A 22384-nucleotide genomic window follows, 5' to 3' on the forward strand; every position below is an offset into this window, starting at 1 on the left:
AGAGATAACGAAATCGCAGGAGCTCGGAGCTCTAGCAGATGACAGGTTTGGAGATGTGGAAGATGCCGCTGCAAAAACCATTATCGCTCTGGAACGATACGGCGATCAGACTGCTGGACGTTCGACAGCTTAGCGTGCTTCCCGGAAACGGGCTGCATAAGGAGGTCTTGCCGGCCAATTTGCTGTTTTTCGCCAAAGGCGGTCACGGCAGACTGGTCGTTGACGGGGCGGCTTATCCGATCGCTCCTTTTTCCGTATGCCACGCGGGCAAGGATGCCGTTATCGAGCTTGCGGCGGCTGCGGAGCCGATCGAATATACCGCCATTTATTATAAAGCCGAGCGAATGCATTCCGAAGGAAGAGATGCCGCTTCTCCTAGGGACGAAGGCGATTTTCTGCAGATGCCGTTCGGATTCAGTCCGGCCAAGCGGCTGTCGCTCCATCAGATCGTGGAACAGATCGAGCAAAAATGGGGCGCAGGGCAAAGGCTGGAGAGCTTCCATGCCAACGCGCTTCTTCAGGGCCTGCTCTACGAGCTGTTGAAGCAGCTGCAGACGGACGGTTATCGAACGCCTTCCGAGGCGGTCGACATTGTGACGAAGCATATCGACGCGCACTACGATAAGCCGTTAAAGCTGGAAGCGATGGCGGAGCTGGTGCACTGCAGCTCAAGGCAGCTGCAGCGGTGGTTCAAGCAGCAGAAGCAGCTGGGTCCGATGGAGTATGTGATCCAGGTCAGGATGGGGCATGCCGCCCACCTGCTGAAGCACACTTCGGCAGCCGTCCAGGAAATCGCCCAAAGCATCGGATATCGCGATATGTATTATTTCAGCAGCGCCTTTAAGAAATATTACGGGACGGCTCCGCTGGATTTTCGCCGGACCGCCGCCGCTCATCAAGCGTACGCTCTGCCGGTGTCGACAGTCCGCGACGAAGCCGTCTCCAGCCGCCGGTCCAACGACGGCATAGTCGTTGCGCATGCCAAGGGAGAGCTCCGGCTGCGGCAGCCGCCCAAGCGCATTGCCGTGCTTGACGTGCAGTTTGCGGATCAGCTGATCACGCTTAAGGAGCTGCCGGTGGGCAGCGTAGGGATCGGAGCGGCCACGATTCGCTGCTTTCCCGATTATTTGCAGACCAGGCTCGGTCAATTCAAGCCGCTCGGGACGTGCGAGCAGCCCGATATCGAAGCCGTGGATTCGCTGCGGCCCGACCTGATCGTATGCACGCAGATGCATGAGGAGATTTACGCGAAGCTAAGCCGCTTCGCTCCCACCCTTATGTTCCACCGGAACGAGGATTGGCGCAAGATGCTGGGCATTTTCGGAGAGATAACGGGCAAGCGCCGCGAGGCGGACGACAGGCTGCGGGAGTACCGCGACAAGACGGCCCAATTGTCGGAACGGCTTGCCGACAAGCTGCGGGGCCAGCGGGTGGCGCTCATTCGTCCGCGCGACACGTTTATTCGCCTGCATACGTCCATCCATCGCACGGGGGCAATCTTGTACGAGGACCTGGGGCTGCCCGCGCCGTTTTTTATTGCCGGGGATTACGTTTCCGATACCGCGTACCACATTTCGCTCGAGTCGCTGCCGGAAGTGAACGCCAACCATTATTTTGTGCTCAACAACGAATTGTTCCAGGAACGGGTAACCGATATGCAGAGCAGCCCGTTGTGGAATTCGTTAAGCGCGGTGAAGAAGCGGCATGTGTATACGGTGGACGCTTCGAACTGGATCGGGTCCTACGGCCCGATCGGGATTAACCGCATTGTCGACGACGTGGCCCAATCCTTGCTTGCCTGATGCGTTGCGAGGTTTGCTCCTATCGCAAAGACTGCCGATTAAAGCCTGCAGCGGCTTGGATCGGCAGTCTTTTTTTGCGCGCCGAATCAGCTTCCCGAATACGCTCGCTCCAGCTCCGCCAAGTCGAACTTCTTCATTTTGAGGAACGATTTCGTCACGCGCTCGCGCTGCTCCGGCGTGCCTTCGGTTATCATCCGGGCCATCAGAACGGCGGAAATCTGCCAGGAGACGCCGTACTTGTCCTTTAGCCAGCCGCACTGCTCGGCTTCGGGGACCGCGGACAGACGCTCCCAATAGTAGTCGATCTCCTCCTGCGTCTCGCAATTGATCAGCAGAGAGACGGCCTCGTTAAACTGGAAGTCGTGCGAATGCGCGCTGTCCATGGCGGTAACCCAGGTGTTCTCCAGCAGGCAATCGCTGAACATCACCGTTCCCTCGCGATCCGGCTCCATGCCGGGACCGTAACGATGCAGAGCGCCCGGACGGGCATTGCGGAAGAATGACAGGTAGAAGGCGCGGGCCTCTTCCGCCTTGCCGCAGTTGTCGCCCACGAACAGGAAGGAAGGGATAATCGGAGGTCGCGGCTCGCCTTCCGGGTTCGTCAAAATAAGCTGCCAGGAGACGCCGTACTTGTCCTGGATCCAGCCGTACCGTTCGCTGAACGGATACTTGTCCAGCGGCATAAGCGGTGTGCCGCCGTCGGCAAGCTTGCTCCACGCTTCGTCGAGCATCTCTCGCGCGTTCGGCTCTCGGGAAGGGTCGAAGTTCACCGTGAACGAGATCGAAGGGTTGATCTTGAAATACGGCCCCGCGGAGATCGCCATAAACGGCTGTCCCCAGACGCGGAACGAGACGAGATCGCATTCGCCGGAGGGCGTATCGTACAGAACCGTCGAGCTGTCGATTCGGGAATCCGGGAAAACGGAGCAGTAGAACCGGGCGGCTTCCTTAGCTTCTCTGTCGAACCACAGGTGCGGGGTGATCTGCGGCATATTTTTTCCTCCTTTAAGGTGCGTTCGATTTTATTCTATCACAAGGGGGGATATTGCGGTCTGCCGCGGAAACCTTCGGGGAGACGTCCAACGTTCTTTTCTCCAAACAACGCGTTCTTTCTCCAAACACTTGCTTTAAAACGTTTTATTGTTTATCTTGTTTTAAAAGTATCTTGATTATCGAGATAAAAGGGAAGGGGCGGAAGCTATTGTCCAACGAGAAGCGGAATCCCCCTGCTGCGGAGCAGCAGGAAAACTTCACGCTGCGCATGCGCGGGCTGGGAGCCCGTACGGTTATTTACCAGCAAAATGCAGCGGTTCGGCTGGGGTTGAATAACAATGATTTCTTGGCTGTCGATATTCTGCACGAGAAGGGGCCGATCACCGCAGGCGAGCTGTCCAGGCTGACCGGGCTGACGACAGGCAGCGTTACCGCGTTAATCGATCGTCTCGAGAAAAGCGGCTATGTTCGCAGACAGCCGGATCCCGGCGATCGCCGGAAAGTGATTATCGTTCCGTTATATGAGAACAGGGAGGAGGTCGGCAGCATCTATCTTCCTCTTCACGCGGCGATGATCAAGCTGGCCTCCGGGTATTCGGATGAAGAGCTTGCGCTTATTACACGGTTTTTGGACAAGGCATGTACGGTTCTGGAGGAACAGATTCAGTTTCTCCATTCCGATAGATCAAGGGGGCATTAAGATGACGGTACTCGTGCTGTATGCGACGAAAACGGGAGCAACCGCGCAATGCGTCAAAGTGTTGGCGGACGAGCTGGCGAATTGCACGGTTTGCAATATCGAGGAGGAAAAGCCCGATCTGGAAGGGGTTGACTGCGTTATTCTGGGCGCCGGGGTCAGAGACGGGAAAATCTATAGGCCGGTACGCGATTTTATCAAAAAAAATCATGACGCGCTGCTGAAGAAGAGAGCGGGGTACTTTATCTGTAACGAGAAGCCGAAGGAGACGGAAGAGATCGTTACGCGGAACATTCCCGAGGATTTAAGGGGCGCAGCCGTCTGCATAGCATCGTTTGGCGGATATAAAGCCTATGCTGCGCCCAAGGAGGGGACGGACCAACTGAAAGGAATTTTCGTGGATCGAATAAAGGCGTTTGCCGAGAAAATGAACGATTAGCAGCCGCGCGGTCATCGGCGGAAATCCGACCGGGCAATCAAGCGGTCGACAACGGTCAGAGCTGATCCAATATTCTTCCGTTCAACGCCTGCGCCAGATGATTCATCGCCTGACGCGAATGGCGGTAAAACGTCGTTCGGCTCATATGGAAAACCTCGGCAAGCTGATTTTTGTTCAGGGCGCCCCGCAAGCTCTCCCGCAAAATTCGCTGTTCCAGCGGCGTCAGCGGAAATGGAGGAGTCTCCGCGTTCAGGATGGAACGGATGCCGGCTTGAACTTCGACCTCCGACAGTCCAAGGCGCCGCAGTACGGGCAGCTGCCGCAGCTCGTCGGGATCGAGCCAGTGGCGCAGGAGACTCTTCACGTCGTCGGCATCCAGCTTCGCGACGTCGCGAGGATTGGCCTTGCTCCGTGCTGCCCGATTCGGATCTGTCTGCCGGAGGACAAGCTGCACCCACTGCTCGAACGTCGTATGGCGGAAGTCCAGCTCCCAGAGCACGAGGTCGGCTTCGGCCGCGGCGTCCGTGCGGATGCGCTCTTTTTTCTGAAAGCCCAATAGATGCAATAGACTGTTCAACTGCGGATCGGCCGACATCATGATTCCTCTCCAGCCGCCGGTCATGTGGATCAGCCACTGCTGCATAAGTAACGCGCCGAGCTCTTCCGGGCGATAGAGGGATTGATCGGTATCGACGGCGGCGAGCAGTATGCACAGGCTGTCCGCCGCTTCGGGAGCGGCTTGGGACAGCCGTACGCCCTCGTCCCCGAGCATTGGAAGGAAAGCGGGGGCGTAGCGCTCCAGATACGGCGCGTTAGCAGCGTGCAGCCGGAAGCCGGCGCAGAACCCGATCGGCGTCCCGTCGTCGCGGCGTACGACGCAGATTCCTTCGGGACTGCGACGGGCGATTTCGTCCAGCACGGCATGGCAGTCCTCCGCCCGGACCAGCTCGGAATGCCAATCCGACCGCGTAAGGGAGTCGGCCAGAAACCGATGCAGGAAGGGCAAATCCTCCTCCCGGTACCGGGAGGGCTCGTCCGGCCTAAGCGGCGCGGAGAAATCGGCATAGGCATGGGCGAAAGGCAGGTTTTCGCGGTACAGGTCAAGGACGTGAGCGGCAATCTGCGTCTGCGTCCGTCTGTCCGCATCGTGAAATCGGTCCGCCATGAGTCCGAACGCCTTGTGGCGCAGCGTGCGAAAACGCTCGGAATCGCGGCGCGAGAAATCTTCCCGCAGCAGGCGGGACACCACATGGTGCAGGGACAAGCCTTGAGACGCGCCGCGGATGAAGGACAGTCTGCCGAGCTCGTAATAGGCGGCAGCGTCGAGCGGCTCGTCCAGCAGCTGGCTTAACGTCGACTGATCGGCCGACGGCAGCAGCGACAGCGCGGTCAATGCCCGGTGCAGAGCGGGAGATGCCGCTTCCCGAAGCCAATCTCCGCTCAGGATGGCCGGAATATCCCGCGTCGGCGCGAAAGCGTCCCGTTCGCGAGTGCGAAGCAGATCGACGGTCAGGGCAAGCATCAGCGGATGTCCGTCCGTCTTGCGCGCGACCTCCTGCTGAAGCTCCGTCTCCAGGCCGCTTTCGCTCAAATAGGCCAGCGATTGCTCGCGGGTAAACAGCCGAAGCGGGAAGGTCTCGATGCGGCTGCCCCAATCCGGATTGGCGTGCCATTTGGGCGGCAATCCGCCGCGCGAGGCGATCGCGATCAGCACGCCGACCGAGCGAAGCCGGGTCAGGAAGCTGGACAGCAGCCAGCTCTCCAGCCGGTCGAGTCGTTCGCCGTTGTCCAGCAGCAGAACGGTTCGCTGCTTGGACAGCTCGTCCGCGATATAGGGGAGCAGCGGCGAATCCGGCTTCCTGGATCTTCCGTACTCGTTGCTTAATCCCGCCTCCAAGCCTGTCAGCAAAGCGCCGGACGAAGCCAGCTCGCTTTGTCCGTCCAGCCACAGCGTCAGGACGGACGAAGCCCGGCAGCGCCGGGCCATCTCCGCCAGCAGCGTCGATTTGCCGATTCCTCCGATTCCCGAAATCGAAAACAGTCTCGTTTCCGCCGACGGGTCCGCCAGCCAATCCTCCAGCCGGATCAATTCCCGCTCCATGCCGATGATAGGGCGCCGAGGCCGCACATTTTCCAACGTCGATGTGGCTTCCATTTCGCACCTGCTTTCCGAATCGTAAAGCTTTGAAGCTTCGAAACTTTGAAACAAAAATGAAACACCGGTTGTTCTCCATTCATTTTACACTAAGGGATACACGCGTTAAAACGATTCCGACAAACGTAACCTGCAAAGGAGAAATTAACCGACATGAATCGCTTAAAAGTTTCGCTGAGGGTTCTGCTTGTTTTGACATTCCTGTTCGGCCTTCTGAGTCGCGCCGCGCCGGCCGTTCGGGCCGACGACGGTCCGGTTCCGTCCGAGGAGCTTGGGTGGGTGCTCGTATCGAATGCGGCGGAGCTGGCGTATATCGATGAGAATCAAGCTTCCTATTTGGATCGGAACATTCGCGTGACGAGCGACATTGACATGACCGGATACGAGTGGGTTCCGCTCGGCGGTAACGAGGTCGACCCGTTCAGCGGCGTCTTTGACGGCAGGGGACATCGGATCGCAGGCTTGTCGATCGACGGCGGCGCGCTGCAGCTCGTCGGCTTCTTCGGCCGGTTGACGGGCACGGTTCGGGACTTGAGCGTCTCGGCGCAAGTCTCGGGCGGAAACTACGCGGGAGGTCTGGCCGGCCATCTGGACGGAGGCGAGATTGTTCGTTCCTCCGCGCAGGGCTTCGTGACCGCCGGCAACGCTGACATGACGGGCGTAAGCGCGGCCGGAGGACTCGCCGGAATGGCAAACGGCAATTCGGCGATCAGCCGTTCTTATTCGTCCGCCGCCGTCCGGAGCGGCGAAGCCGGCAATCAATATGCGGGCGGGCTGGTCGGCTCGCAAGGAACCGGCTCGATCAGCGACGCTTACGCGATCGGAACGGTCGCCAATTCCGCGGGACTCTATTTCACGGCCGGGGGATTGGCGGGCCAACTGGTATACGGAACGATAACGAACAGCTACGCGGCGGGAGCGGTCGAGGCTGCGGCAAGCTCGACTTACATAACGATGGGCGGGTTTGTCGGCTCGGCCAATTTCGAAGGCTCTATCGTCGCCTCGTATTTCGATACGGCTGCTACCCTGCAGGCGAATGGCGCGGGTGATTCTTACGGTGCGGCCGAGCTTCAATTAACGGGCCGTTCGACGTCCGATATGATGCTTCAGGCCAATTATGGGGAACCCGGCAGCGATTGGGACTTCGCGAATACATGGGCCGTTCGCCCGGGCGTGAACGCGGGGTATCCGTATTTGCGGCCTTACGTTCTGACGACCGTGCTGCCGAGGGCGCTTAAGGGGGCCGCTTATTCGCAGTCGCTCGAAGCATTCGACGGAGCCGGCGGGGGATTGAGCTGGAGCGCTTCCGGGCTCCCGGAAGGCGTGCGAATGACGGCCGCCGGGGAGCTCGAAGGCATCCCTTCCGAGGCGGGGACGTTCCCGGTGACCGTGACGGCAGCCGATGCCGGATCGACTGCTGCAGACGCCGCGCTGACGCTGTACGTCGACGAAACGGCGCCGGACATTGCCGGGTTAGACGTCGCACCGGGCAGCGCGCTTGGTTCGACGCGGGCGACGGTCGCCGCGAGCGGTTCCGATCGCGTCCTCGCATATATTGTCGGCGACTCGGCGGGCGTGCGCCCGTTGTCGGGTGCTGCGCTGCCTGACGAGGCGGTTCCGTATGCGTCCGGCACGGATATTTTCCCGGTTGGCGCGGGGCAGATTCTGCAAATTTACGAGACGGACGGGGAGGGCCGCGTGTGGGCCTGGAGCAGCATCCGGCTCGAGGAGTTTCATTTGCAGGACCGGGCGCCCGAGACCGTCGGCAGCGTCACCGGCACGGTGTATGGCGCAGGGAACGCGCCGCTATCGGGAGCGGCGGTATCCGCGGGGGGAATTGCCGGATCGACGGACGTCGAAGGGAAGTTTGCGCTGCACAACGTTGTGCCGGGGACGCATACGCTCTCCGTATCCGCTTCCGGCTATCGCGTTTATTCGGCGACGGTGAATGTTGCCGCCGGAGAAGCGGCCGATGCGGGCCGGATCAAGCTGATTGTCGCGAGCGTTCCCGGGTCGTCCGGCGGATCAGGCTCAAGCGGTTCCTCCGCACCTGAGCAGTCCCAGGAAGCGAGCGAAATCACCCTTAAGATCAACGGACGCGACGTACGGGTCTCGATGAAGAAAGAACGGGAGAGCGACGGACGTTCCGTTATTCGTCTTGCCCTGGACGATGAGCTGCTGCGCTCGCTGTTTGCCGCGGAGGACGAGGTTGTCATCTCCCTCGACACCGAGGACCCGGTCGTGAAGGCGGATTTGCCCGCAGCGGCGCTGCTGGCGCTAGCGCGGACCCGGCCCGACGCCGTCATTCGTCTTGAGGCGAACGGAGCCGAATACGGCCTGCCGCTTCGGCTGTGGAACGGCCTCTCCAAAGACGCGGCCACCGTCACCCTCTCAATCTCGAAAACGACGGCGACAGAGAAGGAGAAGCTCTACGAGGCGCTGACTCGTCAAGGCTATGCGGTGCTGGCGGAACCGATGGATTTCTCGCTCCGAGTGGACGGGACCGAGTGGGCCGGAGCCGGCGGCGCGTATACGGAGCGGACGCTCTCGCTTACGGCCGAGGTCGATCCCGACCGCTCAACCGTCGTGTGGATAGACGCGGCGGGGCGGCCGCATTTCGTACCGTCTATCTTCGAGCAGGCGCGCGCGATTTTCCATACGCCGCACAACAGCTTGTACACCGTAATCGGGTCCGACCGGACGTTTCGGGATACGGCCGGACATTGGGCGCGCACCGACATCGAGTCGCTCGCGAGCAAACTCATCGTCTCCGGGACGTCGTCGGATACGTTCGAGCCCGACCGCACGGTGACGCGCGCGGAATTCGCGGCGATGCTTGTGCGAGCGCTGGGACTCGAAGAGAAATCCGGCAGAGCCGTATATTCGGATGTTCGTCCTGCAGCCGACTGGTATAGCGGGGCGATAGGCGCGGCATCCGCAGCGGGGCTGATCGAAGGCTACGGGGACGGAACGTTCCGGCCGAACGCGCTCGTTACGCGCGAGCAGGCGGCCGTGCTGCTGGCCCGAGCCGTCGAATTCGCCGGAGAGCTGCCGCCCGCCGATGCAATCGGGCTGGATCGCTTCTCAGACCGTCCGTCGATAGCCGGATGGGCCGAGGATGCGGCAGCTCGGCTGCTGGCGGCAGGGATCGTCGAAGGAATCGGCGGCGCGGCCTTCGCTCCGAAGCAGCTGGCCACGCGCGCGCAAAGCGCGGTTTTGCTGGCGCGGGCGCTTCGTTATTTGAACTTTATCGATGGGCAATCCGAACTCGAATAGAACGATTTGATGTTTTGCCGCGGCCGATCGCACGATTTTGTGCAGATCGGCCGCAGGCGGTTGGGCCGCGAAAAATCGTGCTATAATGGGAGCACCATACGCTAGGGGGATTTGCCCGCATGCGAAACCGGCTCGCCGTTCTCGTTCCCCACAGGCTGAAATATCGGTTGTTCGCGGTATTCGTTCTGGTTATTCTGCTGCCGTTCGGCCTGCTCAACATTTATAATTATCAGAGAATCGAGACGCTCGTGCAGAACAAGATCAGCGACCAGAGCCACGAGCAGCTGGACAATTTGCACCGCGCGCTGGAGGATCAGACCAGCATCGCCTTCAAGACGCTTATTTTCCTCGAGCAGGACGCGGACGTGCGGGATATTTTGCGCAATCCGGACAAGCGCAACGCGCTGGAAAATCTGGAGATGATGGAGAGCAAGTTCAAGGGGCTGAACAACAGCTTCTTTTTGTATAACCCGTCGGTTTATTTCACGCTGCTCGACGACAAGGGACACATCTATGCCTCTTACCAGCCCAAGTATACGCTGAACTACGACGAGGCGGCGTCGGCACCGTCGTTCGCGGCGATGCGGGGGAGCGTGGCCTCCTACTTCTGGGTCACCGACGACGCCAACTACGTGTCCCCGGACATTTCCAAAAGCCCGACGCTGCTGTCGCTCTATTCCGGGCTTAAGGACAATCGCAACGTCCTGTTCGGTTGGGCGAGAATCAGCATCGACGTCTCCTTCTGGTTTCAGTCGGTGCTGCAGAAGCCGTCAAGCGATCAGACGTATTTTATCGTGTCGCGAAAAGGCGAGCGGATCGCGGGCTCGGCGCCGGAGACCGGGCTGACGCCGGAGGCGATCCGCAAGGTGACGCAGGCTCCCGAGAGCGGATATTGGACCGACAACGGAAACGACGCGCTTGTCAATTACAGCTATTTGCCGACTTTGGACTGGTACCTGGTCAATCAAATTCCGCTTCGCGTCCTTTTCCAGGAGATCGAGAGCTTGAAGCGGCAATATTTCGTAACGTTCTTCGGCATTACCGCCGCTTTTGTCGCCCTCGCCTTTATGATCGCCCATGCGTTTACGAGGCCGCTCTCCCATATGCAGGCCAAGATGAAGGAAGCCGTGCGCAAGGATTTGAGAATCCGCCTCCCCGAGAAAAATTACAAGGGAGAGGTGCTGGAGTTGACAAGAACGTTTAACGCGATGATGGTCGAGATGAACGAGCTCATTCATCGGCTGAAGGCGGAGGAGCGGCAGCGGGACGCCGTTCATTTTCAAATGCTGCTTGCCCAGGTCGATCCGCACTTTCTGCTCAATACGCTGAACACGATGAAGTGGATCGGGCTGAGGAGCCGCAACGAGGAAATCGCGGAAATCTGCGTTTCCCTCGGCAAGCTGCTGGAGACCAGCCTGAACTCCGACGTCGATCTTATTCATCTGAAGGAAGAGATCTCGCTTACGGAAGCGTTCGTCTACATTCAGCAGATTCGCTACGGCAGCCGTTTCGAGGTGCGCTTTGCTTGCGACGAGGACGTCCAGTACGCGCTGGTGCCCAAGCTGAGCCTGCAGCCGCTCGTGGACAACGCGATTCGCCACGGCATCTCCCCTCTGGACGAGGGGGGGCGGATCGTCATCCGGGTGCGGCTCTCCGATACGGAACCGGAGCAGCTCGTGCTGGAGGTGGAGGACAACGGAATCGGCATGGAGCAGGCGGCGATGCGCCGCGAGGCGGGCCGCAAGCGCCCGGGAATCGGACTGGCCAACGTGAGAGAGCGGCTGCGGCTGCTGTTCAAAAACAAGGCGGGTCTGGAAATTCGGCAGCTGGAGCAGGGCGTATCGGCAAGGATGACGCTGCCGTTCCTGCTGTCGGAGCCTTACGACGGTTTGCCCAAAACGACGACGGAATAGAGAAGCGGGGGGATAGCCGATGTGGAAGGTCGTATTGGTCGAAGACGAAACGTTCGTTCGCGAATCGGTCAAGGAAATCATCCGCTGGGAGGAGCTGGGCTTCGCGCTTGCGGGCGAGGCGAGCAACGGAGAGGAGGCGCTTGAGCTGATCCGCCGGGAGCCTCCCGATCTGGTGCTGTGCGATATCGTCATGCCGAAGATGGACGGGCTGGAGCTGCTGAAGGAGACGAGGAAGGCCGGGATCGCTTCCAAGTTCGTGATGCTCACCTGTATCGGGGATTTCGAATCAGTCAGGCAGGCGATGGAGTACGGAGCCTCCAACTATATTTTGAAGCTGTCGATGAGCGTGAAGGATTTGCGGGAGACGCTGGGCAAAATCAGTGAGGAGCTCTGCGCCGCCAAGCCGGCGACGCCGCCTGCGCGCGAGATCGAACGGGGGCCGGACGTCCTGGCGGACAGAATCGCTCATCCCGAGGTGAAGAAGATTATTCGGTACATCGAGCACAACTACGATCAGGAGATTTCGCTGGCTTCGCTGGCCCGTCACGTGATGATGGGGGAGAATTACGTCAGCGCCCTGTTCAAGAAGAAAACCGGGGAGACGCTCATTCATTATTTGCACCGCATCCGCATCGAGAAGGCGATCGAATATTTGCGCTCGACCGACCTGCCGGTAAGCCAGATCGGGCAGAACGTCGGCTTCATGAACGACAACTATTTCATCAAAATTTTTAAGCGAATGACCGGAACGACGCCCAGCCAATTCCGGCAGAGCCGATAGAACGATTTGTTTCCGAAACGGACGGGGAAGGTCGCGAGATTGCGAAGTTCTGTTCCATTCGATGCGCGATTCTGTTACTTCTATCGTTCGCGAATGTCTTGCTATTCTGAATAGGCAAACCATTCAAGACATTCAAGGAGGTCGTCGTTTGTGAGGAAGCTTGTCAGCAAAAAAGGATTATGGACCGGCATGGCGTCGCTCGTTCTCGTGATGGGAGCGCTTGCGGGATGCTCGGGCGGCAATAACGGCAGCAGCGGTGCGGGGGATGCGGGAGCGCAGCCGTCCTCGCCGTCCTCGTCGGTCGGCTCCGGCGCGCCGGCCGCGTCCGGAAACCCGGTCAAGCTGAAGATGTGGGGAGGCGTTCCCCCGGAATCGGGACCGCAGGCCGTCGTCGACAACTGGAACAAGGAGCATCCCGACATCCAGGTGGAGTACGTGCGGTTCGTCAACGACGACGAAGGCAACCTGAAGCTCGATACGGCGATGATGACCGGCCAGGACGTCGACCTGTTCGTCAACTATACGATCTCGCAGACGGCCAAGCGCGTGGAAGCGGGGCTGGCTCTCGATCTGAGCGCGTTCGCGGACTACAATATCGGGGAAAAAATGGGGTCCGACGCGGAGAGCTGGACGATCGACGGCAAATATTACGGCGTTCCGACGACGAAAAGCCCGTTTTTCGTCGCGCTGAACAAGGAAGCGCTCGAGGCCGCCCATCTGCCGATCCCGACCGACTGGACGTGGGACGACCTGCGCGAGTATGCGAAAAAGCTGAAAACGGGAGACGGCTACGGCTTTATCCAGCATACGGAGCCGTACGTCGATCCGATCGATTCGGTGCTGTCCCAGGAAGGCTACACGAAGAGCGACGGCACGTCCAATCTGGACCATCCGCTCGTGCGCAAATGGCTGGAGACGTTAAACGCGATGATGCACGAGGACGGCTCGACGCCTCCGCTCGGCGAGCAGCTTACGTCCAAAATGCCGGTCGAGCAGGAGTTTCTCAGCGGCAAGGTACCGATGCTCAATATCGGCGCATGGCTGCTCCGCAGCTCCAACAACTTCACGGATTTCCCGCGCGATTTCACCGTGGCGTTCGCGCCCGTGCCGAGACTGGCGGACAGCGCGAGCGACTACGTCACAAGAGGCGGCCTTGGCGATTATATCTCGATTAACGCCAAGTCCAAAAACCAGGCCGCCGCATGGGAGTTTCTGAAATGGTACGCCGACGGCGGGATGGCGCCGATGGCGGCCGGAGGGCGGCTCCCGGCTTCCAAGGACGCCGACCAGGCGAGCGCGCTGGAAAATCTGCTCGGCGACAAGAGCGACACGTACGACCAGGCTTCGCTCACGTACGTCATGTTCGACAACAAGACGCCGACGTACGTCAGAAGCTTGGCGCAGGAAGTGATGGACGCCCGTTCCCAGGAGTACGAGAAATATTTCCTCGGCACCCAATCGCTCGACGACACGATCGCCGCGATGGCGTCCAGACACAACGATTACTTGAAGCAAAATCAATAGAACGATTTTGTGCGCGGAACCGCCCCTCGGGGCGGTTTTTTTGCATGAAATCGTTAAACGAATTCGATGGTTCTGTTCCTTATCGTTCGCCGCGGCCGTTGCTACACTTGATTTATTCCAAGAAGAAGCGAGGACAGAAAGCATGCACAACAACTGGATGAGAAGGCAACGGCTGCTCGGGTACGTCTTTATCGGTCCGAACATGCTCGGAGTGCTGCTGTTTTTCCTGATCCCGGCCGCGTACTCGTTCGGGCTGATGTTCACGAACTATAAGTTCTTGAATCCGCACGTCGCATTCGTGGGCCTGGACAACATCGCAAGGCTGCTGAAGGACCCGATGTTCTATTTGTCGCTGAAGAACACCGTGCTCTTCCTGCTGGCGGTGCCGGTCTCGATCGCGCTCGGTTTTGTCGTCGCGGTGGCGCTGAACCAGCGGCTGTATTGGAAGAAGCTGCTGCGCGGCCTTTATTTCATGCCGTACATTACGAGCGGCGTGGCCGTGTCGTTCGTCTGGATGCTGCTGTTTCATCCGAAGCAGGGTCCGATCAACGGCCTGCTGCGAAGCGTCGGTATCGACCATCCTCCGGGATGGCTGTCCACGACGACATCGTCGATGTACGCGATCGACATCATTTGGATCTGGTTTATGCTCGGCTACAACATGATCATTTACTTGGCGGCTTTGCAGGAGGTGTCGCCGGAGCTGCTGGAGGCGGCGAGGATCGACGGGGCGAAGCGGGGGCAGATTTTGCGCAAAATCATCTGGCCGCTCGTCAGTCCGACCACCTTCCTGCTGCTCATTACCGGACTCATCATGACGATCAAGACGTTCGGCATCATTCAGGCGATCACGCAGGGCGGTCCCGGCAACAGCACGACGATTTTGTCGCTCTACGTCTATCAGAACGCCTTCCGCTACTACGACATGGGCTACGCTTCGACGATCTCCTGGGCGCTGTTCGTCGTCATTTTGCTGATTACGCTGGCGCAGTGGGTCGGTCAAAAAAAATGGGTTCATTACTAACGAGACGAGAGGAAGACTGGACGATGACAACGAACCGAACCCTGTCCCGCGACGTGCCGGCCAGACTGCTGCTGACGGCAGTCATGCTTGCGCTCGCGGTCGTCATGATCGTTCCTTTTCTATGGATGATCAGCACGTCGGTCAAGACGCCGGCCCAAGTGTTCGACTACCCGATCCGCTGGATTCCGGCGAATCCGACCTGGGAGCATCACCTGAAGGTGTGGACAGGTCCGAAAAGCTTCGGCGTTTATTATTGGAACTCGCTCAAGATTTCGCTGATCGGGATGCTCGGAGCGACCTTCTTGTCGGCCCTGGCCGCATACGGCTTCGCCCGCATTCCCTTCAAGGGGCGCAACGCCGCCTTTATTCTCTACCTGTCGATGATGATGGTTCCTCCGCAGGTGCTGTTCGTGCCGAAGTTCGTCATGTTCGAATGGGCGGGCATTTACAACACCCATCTGGCGCTTATTCTTCCGGGACTTTTTTCCATCTTCGGCGTGTTTATGCTGCGGCAGTTTTTTCTGAGCCTGCCGCACGAGATTACCGAGTCGGCGTTTATCGACGGGGCCGGGCATTTCCGGATTTTCTTCCGGCTCGTTCTGCCGCTGGCCAAGCCCGCTCTGGCGACGCTGGCGATCATCGATTTCTCGTGGCAGTGGAACGACTACGAGAACGCGCTCGTCTTCCTGATCGACGAGAGACTGTACACGGTTCCGCTGGGGCTGCAAAATTTTATTCTGGAAAACACGGTCGACTACAACGGCATGATGGCGGCCACGTCGGCGGGCATTCTCCCGATGATCGTCGTCTTCGCGATCGGCCAGCGCTACATCATACAAGGCTTGACCAATTCTGCGGTGAAAGGGTGATCGGCATGCGGACGGAAACGGTACGTACGGATATTACGGTCGTCGGCGGCGGACTGGCGGGCGTGTGCGCCGCGGTGGCCGCCGCCCGGCTGGGCAAGACGGTGGCTCTCGTGCACAATCGCCCCGTGCTGGGGGGCAATTCCAGCAGCGAGGTCCGAGTGTGGGTGTGCGGCGCGACCGCGCACGGCACGAACCGCTATGCGCGCGAGACCGGCATTATGGGCGAGCTGTTCGTGGAAAACCAGTATCGCAATCCGGAGGGCAACCCGTATATCTGGGACCTGGTTGTCCTGGAGGCGGTGCGGACGGAGACGAACATCCGTCTGTTCTTGAACACCGACGTGCACGAGGTGGAGGCGGACGGAGGGGAGGAGAGCCGGACGATTCGCTCGGCGACGGGGTGGATGATGGGCTCGGAGCGGCGGATTCGCTACGAGAGCCCGATTTTTCTGGATTGTACGGGCGACGGCTTGATCGGCTTTCTGGCGGGAGCGCGCTATCGGATCGGCAGAGAAGCGCGCGATGAATACGGCGAAGAGTGGGCGCCGGAGACGGCGGATGGCATTGCGCTCGGCAGCACGCTGCTGTTCTACACGCAGGATGCCGGCCGGCCGGTCCGCTTCGTGCCGCCGAGCTTCGCCAAGGACATCGCGCAGACGCCAATCCCGCTCAAGCGCGTGATCCGCAGCGGCGATTCCGGCTGCCATTACTGGTGGATCGAATGGGGAGGGGAGCTGGATACGGTCCACGACAACGAGCGCATTCGCGACGAACTGTGGTCGGTCATCTACGGCATCTGGGATTATATTAAAAATTCCGGCCGGTTTGACGCGGACAACATGACGTTGGAGTGGGTCGGCTCGATTCCCGGCAAGCGGGAGTATCGACGTTTCGTCGGCGATTACGTGCTGAACCAGAACGATATCATCGGCCAGCGGCCGTTCGACGACCGGATCGCCTTCGGCGGCTGGTCGATCGACCTGCATCCGCCGCAAGGGATGTACGCGGCCGAGAGCGGGTCGAAGCACATGCACGCGGACGGCGTCTATTCGATTCCGTACCGCTCGCTGTATTCGGTCAACACGGACAACCTGCTGTTCGCCGGACGCAATGTCAGCGCCTCTCACGTCGCCTTCGGGACGACGCGGGTGATGGCTACGTGCGCGGTTATGGGCGAGGCTGCCGGAACGGCGGCCGCCCTTTGCGCCGGGCAAGGAATCTCGCCGCGCGAGCTGTACGAGACGGGGCTGGAGACGCTGCAGCAGACGCTGCTGAAGCAGGATGCCTCGATCGTCGGGCTGACGAACCGCGACCCGGACGATCTGGCTCGGCAGGCGGCGGTGACGGCCTCTTCGTTCCGTTCGACGATTGCCGTGGACGGCGGAGAGGAGGTTTACCGGCTGACGCAAGACGTCGGCTTTCTGTTTCCGGTCGACCCCGCGCTGGACGGCCTCGAGCTGCTGGCCGACGCGGACGAGAATACGGTGCTGACGGCGGAGCTGTGGGAGACGGGGCGCGCGGAGAACTACGTTCCCCGTTCTCTTGTCGCCAGCTCGACGGCCGAGGTCGCCGCCGGTCGGGGGCGGCGGGTCCGGTTCGATCTGAAATGGCAGCCGGAACAGCCGCAGAACGCATTCGTGATCGTGCGCGGCAACGACAAGGCGGGACTTCGCGCTTCCGACCGGCCGTTCACCGGCGTGCTGGCGTTCGAGCGCGGCGCGGCGCCGCATGCGGCGGCGGAGCTGGAGGATCACGACGCGAGCCAGCCGATCGTGGAATGGAGCATGAAGCGGCGGATTCGCCGGCCGTTCTGCTTCCGCGCGCTTTCGGCGACCGAGGCGTACGCGCCCGCCAAAGCCGTCAACGGCTGGAAGAGGCCGTACGGCGGGCCGCAGATGTGGGTTTCGGAGCCGCTGGAGGAAGGCGGAGAAGCCTGGCTGGAGCTGAGCTGGCCGCGGAGCGTCGACATTGGGGAAGTGCACGCCACCTGGAACGACGACGTAAACGAGGATTTGATCAATCTGCACCATCATCGGACGCCGTTCGAGGTTATTCCCGAGCTGGTCAAGCATTATCGGCTGGAGGCCCGGGTGGACGGGCGATGGGAGACGGTGGCGGAAGTGCGGGACAACCGGCGGCGGACGAACCGCATCCGGCTGGCGCAGCCGGTAACGGCGGACGCGCTGCGGATCGTCGTGCGGGAGACGAACGGCTCGCCTTGCGCCGAGCTGGCGGAGATTCGGGTATACGGGGAGTGAAAGCGCATTATTTTCGAAAATCAATTCCATGGAGGCGGATTGCCAATGTACGGATGGAGAAGGATGCGTCAATGGATGACGATTATGCTGAGCTTGACCCTCGCTCTGCCGCTTGTTTTCGCGCCCGCGGTCAAGGCGGGTCCGACGGACGACGAGTACGACGCTTTGCGGCAGCGGTGGTACGAGATGCTGACGGGAGGCGCTTATGATCCGATAGACGCCGACATTGCCGTCGTTATTCAGGAAATTTCGGACAAGGCGCAGACGAACCTGGCGGATATGCAGACCGGCGCGGGGAGAACGTACCTGTGGAGCGAGCTGGCCGCTCCGCAGACGAATCCGACCCATATTCGCCTCTCCTATCAGAAGCTGTACGAGATGGCGCTGGCCTACCGGACCGCGGGTTCGGCGCTGGAAGGGGACGCTGCGCTCGGGAGCGCCGTCATCGACGGGCTGGCTTTTCTGCACGACAATTATTATCATGCCGCGGCAACCCCTTACGGCAACTGGTGGGAGTGGCAGATCGGAGCGCCGCTGGCGTTGAACGACACGGTCGTGCTCATGTACGACGAGCTGCCGGCTTCGGCGGTGCTGGCGTATGCGAACGCGATCAAGCACTTCGTGGCGGGACCGAGAGATACCGGAGCCAACCGGGTATGGTCGTGCGCGGTGGCGATAGGCAGAGGCATTCTGACGAAGGACGGAACGACGATTCGCGGCGGCGTTAACGGATTAAGCCCGGTTTTCGGATATGTGACTTCGGGAGACGGCTTTTACCAGGACGGTTCCTTCATCCAGCATGAGAAGTTCGCCTATAACGGCTCTTACGGACTCAGCCTGATCGAAAATTTGAGCACCGTTCTGTATTGGGTGTCGGGCTCCTCCTGGGATGTGACCGATCCGCAATCGGCCAACGCGTACAAATGGGTCGACGACTCGTTTATTCCTTTTGTCTACAAAGGCGCGCTTATGGATATGGTGCGAGGACGCGATATTTCCGTATACAGCAGGCAGGATCATGCGACGGGCCACCGGATGGCCGCGGCGATTCTAAGAATGGCGCAGTCCGCTCCGGAAGCGGACGCCGCACGCTACAAGAGCACGATCAAGTATTGGCTGGCCAACGATGCCGGGCACAGCTTCTATGAAGGGCTGCCGCTCGATTTTATTCGCAGGGCCAAGGCCATCGCGAACGATCCGGCGATTGTTCCCGCTGCGGAACCGGTCGCCACGACCCTCTATCCGGCGATGGATCGCGCGCTGCATCTGCGTCCGGGCTTCGCCGTGGGCATCAGCATGTTTTCCAAGCGGATCGCCAATTACGAGACGACCAACGGCCAAAATTTGAAGGGCTGGTACACGGGCGCGGGAATGATGTATTTGTACAACGGAGACACCGAGCAGTTCGGCGGCAACTTCTGGCCGACCGTCAATTCCTATCGGCTGCCCGGGACGACGGCGGTAGCCGGCAAGCCGATGACGGCTGAAGCCAAGTCGACCCAATCCTGGGTCGGCGGAACGAGTCTCGCGGACGGTTACGGCACGGTCGGCATGGCGATGGAGCATATGGACGGGGATACGTCGGGCAGCATGCAGGCGAAAAAATCGTGGTTTCTGTTCGACGACGAGGTCGTGGCGCTGGGCGCGGGCGTTACGTCCACTTATCCGGGCAACAGCGTAGAGACGATCGTGGACAACCGCCGACTGAACGCTGCCGGCAGCAACGCGCTTACGGTCAACGGAACGGCGAAAAGCTCCGCGATCGGCTGGTCGGAGACGATGACCGGGGTCAAATGGGCGCACCTGTCCGGCGATACGCCCGGCTCCGACATCGGCTACTATTTTCCCGGGGTGGCTACCTTGGACGGTTTGCGGGAGCAGCGCAGCGGGAAATGGTTCGACATCTCGAAATATTCGGGCGTGCTGGAGCCCGGAGACCCGACGCATACGAACCGGTATTTGAATTTGTATCTCAATCACGGCGTCTCGCCAACGGACGCTTCCTACGCTTATGCGCTGCTTCCGAACAAGACGGCGGCGGAAGTGAGCGACTATGCGAGCCATCCGGATTTTACGATTCTGGCCAACAATGCCTACGTTCAAGCCGTCCGGGAAAACAAGCTGAAGGCGACGGGAGCCAATTTCTGGACGAAATCCGAGCAGACCGCGGGCCTCATTACGAGCTCCGGCCAGGCGTCCGTCATGTTCAGAGAGCAGGAGGACGGGCTGACGTTGTCGGTATCCGATCCGAATCAGCCGGCCTCCGGCACAGTGACGATCAGGCTGAACGCCAGCGCCGACTCGGTCGTGGCGGCCGATCCGCGCATAACGGTGACTCGGCTCAGCCCGTATATCGAAGCGATCGTCGCTGTCGGCGGCTCCGGGGGACGGGCGATCGAAGCCAGGTTCGCGCAAGCGGCGAATCCGGCCACGCGCGTCGAGGCGGAAAACTACAGCTCGATGAACAAGGTGACGAGAACAGTGACGACGGACGTCGGCGGAGGCTACCATATTTCCGGCTCGAACGAAACGTGGACCGCTTACAGCGATCTGGATTTCGGCACGGGGACGGACGAGATGGAGCTGAGAATCGCGACAGCCAATACGGGCGGAACGCTGGAGCTCAGATTGGACAGCGTAACCGGACCGCTGATCGGTTCCCTTGCCGTCAAGAACACCGGCAGCTGGTCGACGTGGACGAATGTTGCCGTTCCGCTTGACGGAGCGAGCGGTATTCACGATCTGTATTTGGTGTTCAAGAAGCCGGACACGTTGGGCGTCGCGGCGATCAACTGGTTCGAGTTCATTCCCGCCAGCGGCGAGTTGGACAAGGAACCGCCGTCGATAACGCTCGTTCCCGATACGACGGCTCCGACGGATCAGGATGTGACGGTTGCGGCCTATATTCACGACGATGCCGGGGTCGGCGTCAAGAAGTGGGCCTATGGAGCGCGGAACGCCGACGATTTTCGAACCGGGGGAACGCCGCTCGGAGATCGCTTTACCGCGGCCGCCAACGGGATATACACCGTCTATGCGCAGGATCTATACGGCAACGAGACCGTTGCGACGATCGAGATCCGCAATATTACCCGAGGCGAGCCGTCGATCGTGCTGGTTCCCTCGCCGACCTCGCCAACCTCCGGCAATGTCGCGGTAACGGCGGCGGTCAGCGTGCAGAGCGGGCTGGCAAGCTTAAAATACGATTACGGGCGTTACGATGCCGCGTATTTTGCCGCCGGGGGGATCGAGCTGGCCGACCCTTCCGTGACGATGTCGGTGTACGACAACGGCTGGCTGACCGTATACGTGAAGGACGGGAACGGCAACGAGCGGGTGGGGCAGCTTGAAGTCGCCAATATCGACCGCGACAAGCCGGTTATCGCGCTGAACGGGGACCCCGTCGTTCGCGCAGCTTACGGCAGCGTCTACACCGATGCCGGGGCGACGGCTTGGGACGGGGTGGACGGCGATCTGTCCGCGTGCGTGAAAATAACCGGAGATTCGGTCGTCTCGACCGTCCCCGGCGCTTATTCCATCTACTACGACGTTGCGGACAGCGCGGGCAATGCCGCCGAACGGGTCGTCAGAACCGTTATCGTAGAGGAAGGCGTCGATGCGGCTGCACCTTCGTGGCCCGTCGGAAGCGGCGCTAACGCGGCCGGGATCGCTCCGACAAGCGTAACGCTGAGCTGGCCGTACGCATCGGACGACGTCGGCGTGGCCGGGTATCGGATTTACATCGACGGCGTCGAACGGGCCGAGGTGCCGGGAGAAATCGCGGAATATGCCGCAATCGGCCTGACGCCGAACACGAGGTACGCTTTTAAGGTAACGGCATACGATCCGGAAGGCAACGAAAACGAAGGGTTGGCGATTGTCGTCTACACGCTTCGCAGCTCGGGCGGAAGCTCCGGCGGCGGAGGCGGAGGAAGCGGAGGCGGCGTTTCGCCGGCGCCGGATCAAGAGGTCGATCATGTGCCCGAACCGGTGGCTCCCGAAGACGACCAAGAGCCGCAGGAGCCGAAGCAGCCGGCCGAAGAGGCCGAGGAGGCCTCCGAGCTGCCGGACGTTGCCGGACATTGGGCGGAGCAAGCCGTTCGGCTTGCCGCGCAAAGAGGTTTTGTCGGCGGCTATCCCGACGGCTTGTTCAAACCGGACGCGCCGGTGACCCGCGCCGCGTTCTCGGTGATGCTGGCGCAGGCGCTCGGCCTCGAGAGCGATTCGTCCGGGCCGGCGTTTACGGACGGCGAGGAGATCGGAGCGTGGGCGAAGGAGGCCGTCGCCGCGGCGGCGCGGGCCGGGATCGTAACCGGCTACGGAGACGGCAGCTTCAGGCCGGACGCCCGTCTGACCCGGGCGGAGCTTGCGGTCATGATCGCCAGGGCGCTGAAGGCGGAATTCGCCGCCGAGGGAACGGCTCCCCGTTTCGCGGACGAGGCCGACATTCCGGGCTGGGCGAGGGGCGCGGCGGCGGCTGTTCGCGACCGAGGCATTGTGCAGGGGCGCTCCGGCAACCGCTTCGCCCCGAACGCTGCGGCCACGAGAGCGGAGGCGGTCGTTATGCTGCTGCGGATGCAGGACGGACCGAACGAATAACCGGCCGATTTTGGACATTGCGTGTTCTCCCCGTTCGTTTGCGGACGGGGAGTT

13 protein-coding genes are annotated in these 22384 nt (G+C 60.7%); 11 read left to right on the forward strand and 2 right to left on the reverse strand.

Translation table 11 applies throughout. The features are described 5' to 3' along the window. Nucleotides 1-38: 38 nt before the first annotated feature. Entirely contained in the window at nucleotides 39-1802 is a 1764-nt protein-coding gene (locus tag ACFFT4_RS19190; protein WP_378050428.1) for a helix-turn-helix domain-containing protein, read from the forward strand. Between the two features lie 86 nt (nucleotides 1803-1888). Here ACFFT4_RS19190 and ACFFT4_RS19195 read toward each other — a convergent pair whose 3' ends face one another. Continuing rightward, nucleotides 1889-2794 carry a VOC family protein gene (locus tag ACFFT4_RS19195; protein ID WP_378050429.1) on the reverse strand — a complete coding sequence of 302 codons (906 nt, stop codon included), beginning with the start codon at nucleotides 2792-2794 and terminating at the stop codon, nucleotides 1889-1891. Between the two features lie 209 nt (nucleotides 2795-3003). On the opposite strand from ACFFT4_RS19195, the gene ACFFT4_RS19200 reads away from it, so the two are divergent. Together ACFFT4_RS19200 and ACFFT4_RS19205 are read left to right on the forward strand one after the other, a co-directional pair. Next, the gene (locus ACFFT4_RS19200) at nucleotides 3004-3495 is read left to right on the forward strand and encodes a MarR family winged helix-turn-helix transcriptional regulator (protein WP_378050430.1); all 492 of its coding nucleotides are present in this window, start codon (nucleotides 3004-3006) and stop codon (nucleotides 3493-3495) included. A gap of 1 nt (nucleotide 3496) precedes the next feature. Further along, nucleotides 3497-3931, forward strand: a complete 435-nt coding sequence (locus tag ACFFT4_RS19205) for a flavodoxin domain-containing protein (RefSeq protein WP_378050431.1) — start codon at nucleotides 3497-3499, stop codon at nucleotides 3929-3931. A gap of 55 nt (nucleotides 3932-3986) precedes the next feature. Here ACFFT4_RS19205 and ACFFT4_RS19210 read toward each other — a convergent pair whose 3' ends face one another. Continuing rightward, on the reverse strand, nucleotides 3987-6086 hold the full coding sequence (locus ACFFT4_RS19210; protein ID WP_378050432.1) for a bacterio-opsin activator: 2100 nt from the start codon (nucleotides 6084-6086) through the stop codon (nucleotides 3987-3989). Nucleotides 6087-6239: 153 nt separating this feature from the next. Between ACFFT4_RS19210 and ACFFT4_RS19215 the strand changes: the two genes are divergently transcribed. The 8 genes from ACFFT4_RS19215 (at nucleotide 6240) to ACFFT4_RS19250 (ending at nucleotide 22330) form a co-directional block, all read left to right on the forward strand. After that, complete coding sequence (locus ACFFT4_RS19215) at nucleotides 6240-9362, forward strand: S-layer homology domain-containing protein (protein ID WP_378050433.1); 3123 nt, start codon at nucleotides 6240-6242, stop codon at nucleotides 9360-9362. A gap of 119 nt (nucleotides 9363-9481) precedes the next feature. Further along, nucleotides 9482-11275, forward strand: coding sequence for a sensor histidine kinase (locus ACFFT4_RS19220; RefSeq protein ID WP_378050434.1), 1794 nt, complete (start codon nucleotides 9482-9484; stop codon nucleotides 11273-11275). 19 nt (nucleotides 11276-11294) lie between these two features. Continuing rightward, nucleotides 11295-12056 (forward strand): response regulator, encoded by a 762-nt coding sequence (locus ACFFT4_RS19225; protein ID WP_378050435.1) that lies wholly within the window; start codon nucleotides 11295-11297, stop codon nucleotides 12054-12056. Between the two features lie 150 nt (nucleotides 12057-12206). Continuing rightward, nucleotides 12207-13580, forward strand: coding sequence for an ABC transporter substrate-binding protein (locus ACFFT4_RS19230; protein ID WP_378050436.1), 1374 nt, complete (start codon nucleotides 12207-12209; stop codon nucleotides 13578-13580). 142 nt (nucleotides 13581-13722) lie between these two features. Continuing rightward, on the forward strand, nucleotides 13723-14604 hold the full coding sequence (locus tag ACFFT4_RS19235; RefSeq protein WP_378050437.1) for a carbohydrate ABC transporter permease: 882 nt from the start codon (nucleotides 13723-13725) through the stop codon (nucleotides 14602-14604). A 23-nt stretch (nucleotides 14605-14627) separates the two neighbouring features. Continuing rightward, nucleotides 14628-15473, forward strand: coding sequence for a carbohydrate ABC transporter permease (locus ACFFT4_RS19240; protein WP_378050438.1), 846 nt, complete (start codon nucleotides 14628-14630; stop codon nucleotides 15471-15473). 5 nt (nucleotides 15474-15478) lie between these two features. Continuing rightward, complete coding sequence (locus ACFFT4_RS19245) at nucleotides 15479-17731, forward strand: FAD-dependent oxidoreductase (protein ID WP_378050439.1); 2253 nt, start codon at nucleotides 15479-15481, stop codon at nucleotides 17729-17731. Between the two features lie 45 nt (nucleotides 17732-17776). Next, entirely contained in the window at nucleotides 17777-22330 is a 4554-nt protein-coding gene (locus tag ACFFT4_RS19250) for a polysaccharide lyase family 8 super-sandwich domain-containing protein (RefSeq protein WP_378050440.1), read from the forward strand. Nucleotides 22331-22384 lie beyond the last annotated feature (54 nt).

The sequence above is a fragment of the Cohnella cellulosilytica genome, from assembly GCF_042431195.1.
GTDB lineage: Bacteria > Bacillota > Bacilli > Paenibacillales > Paenibacillaceae > Cohnella > Cohnella cellulosilytica.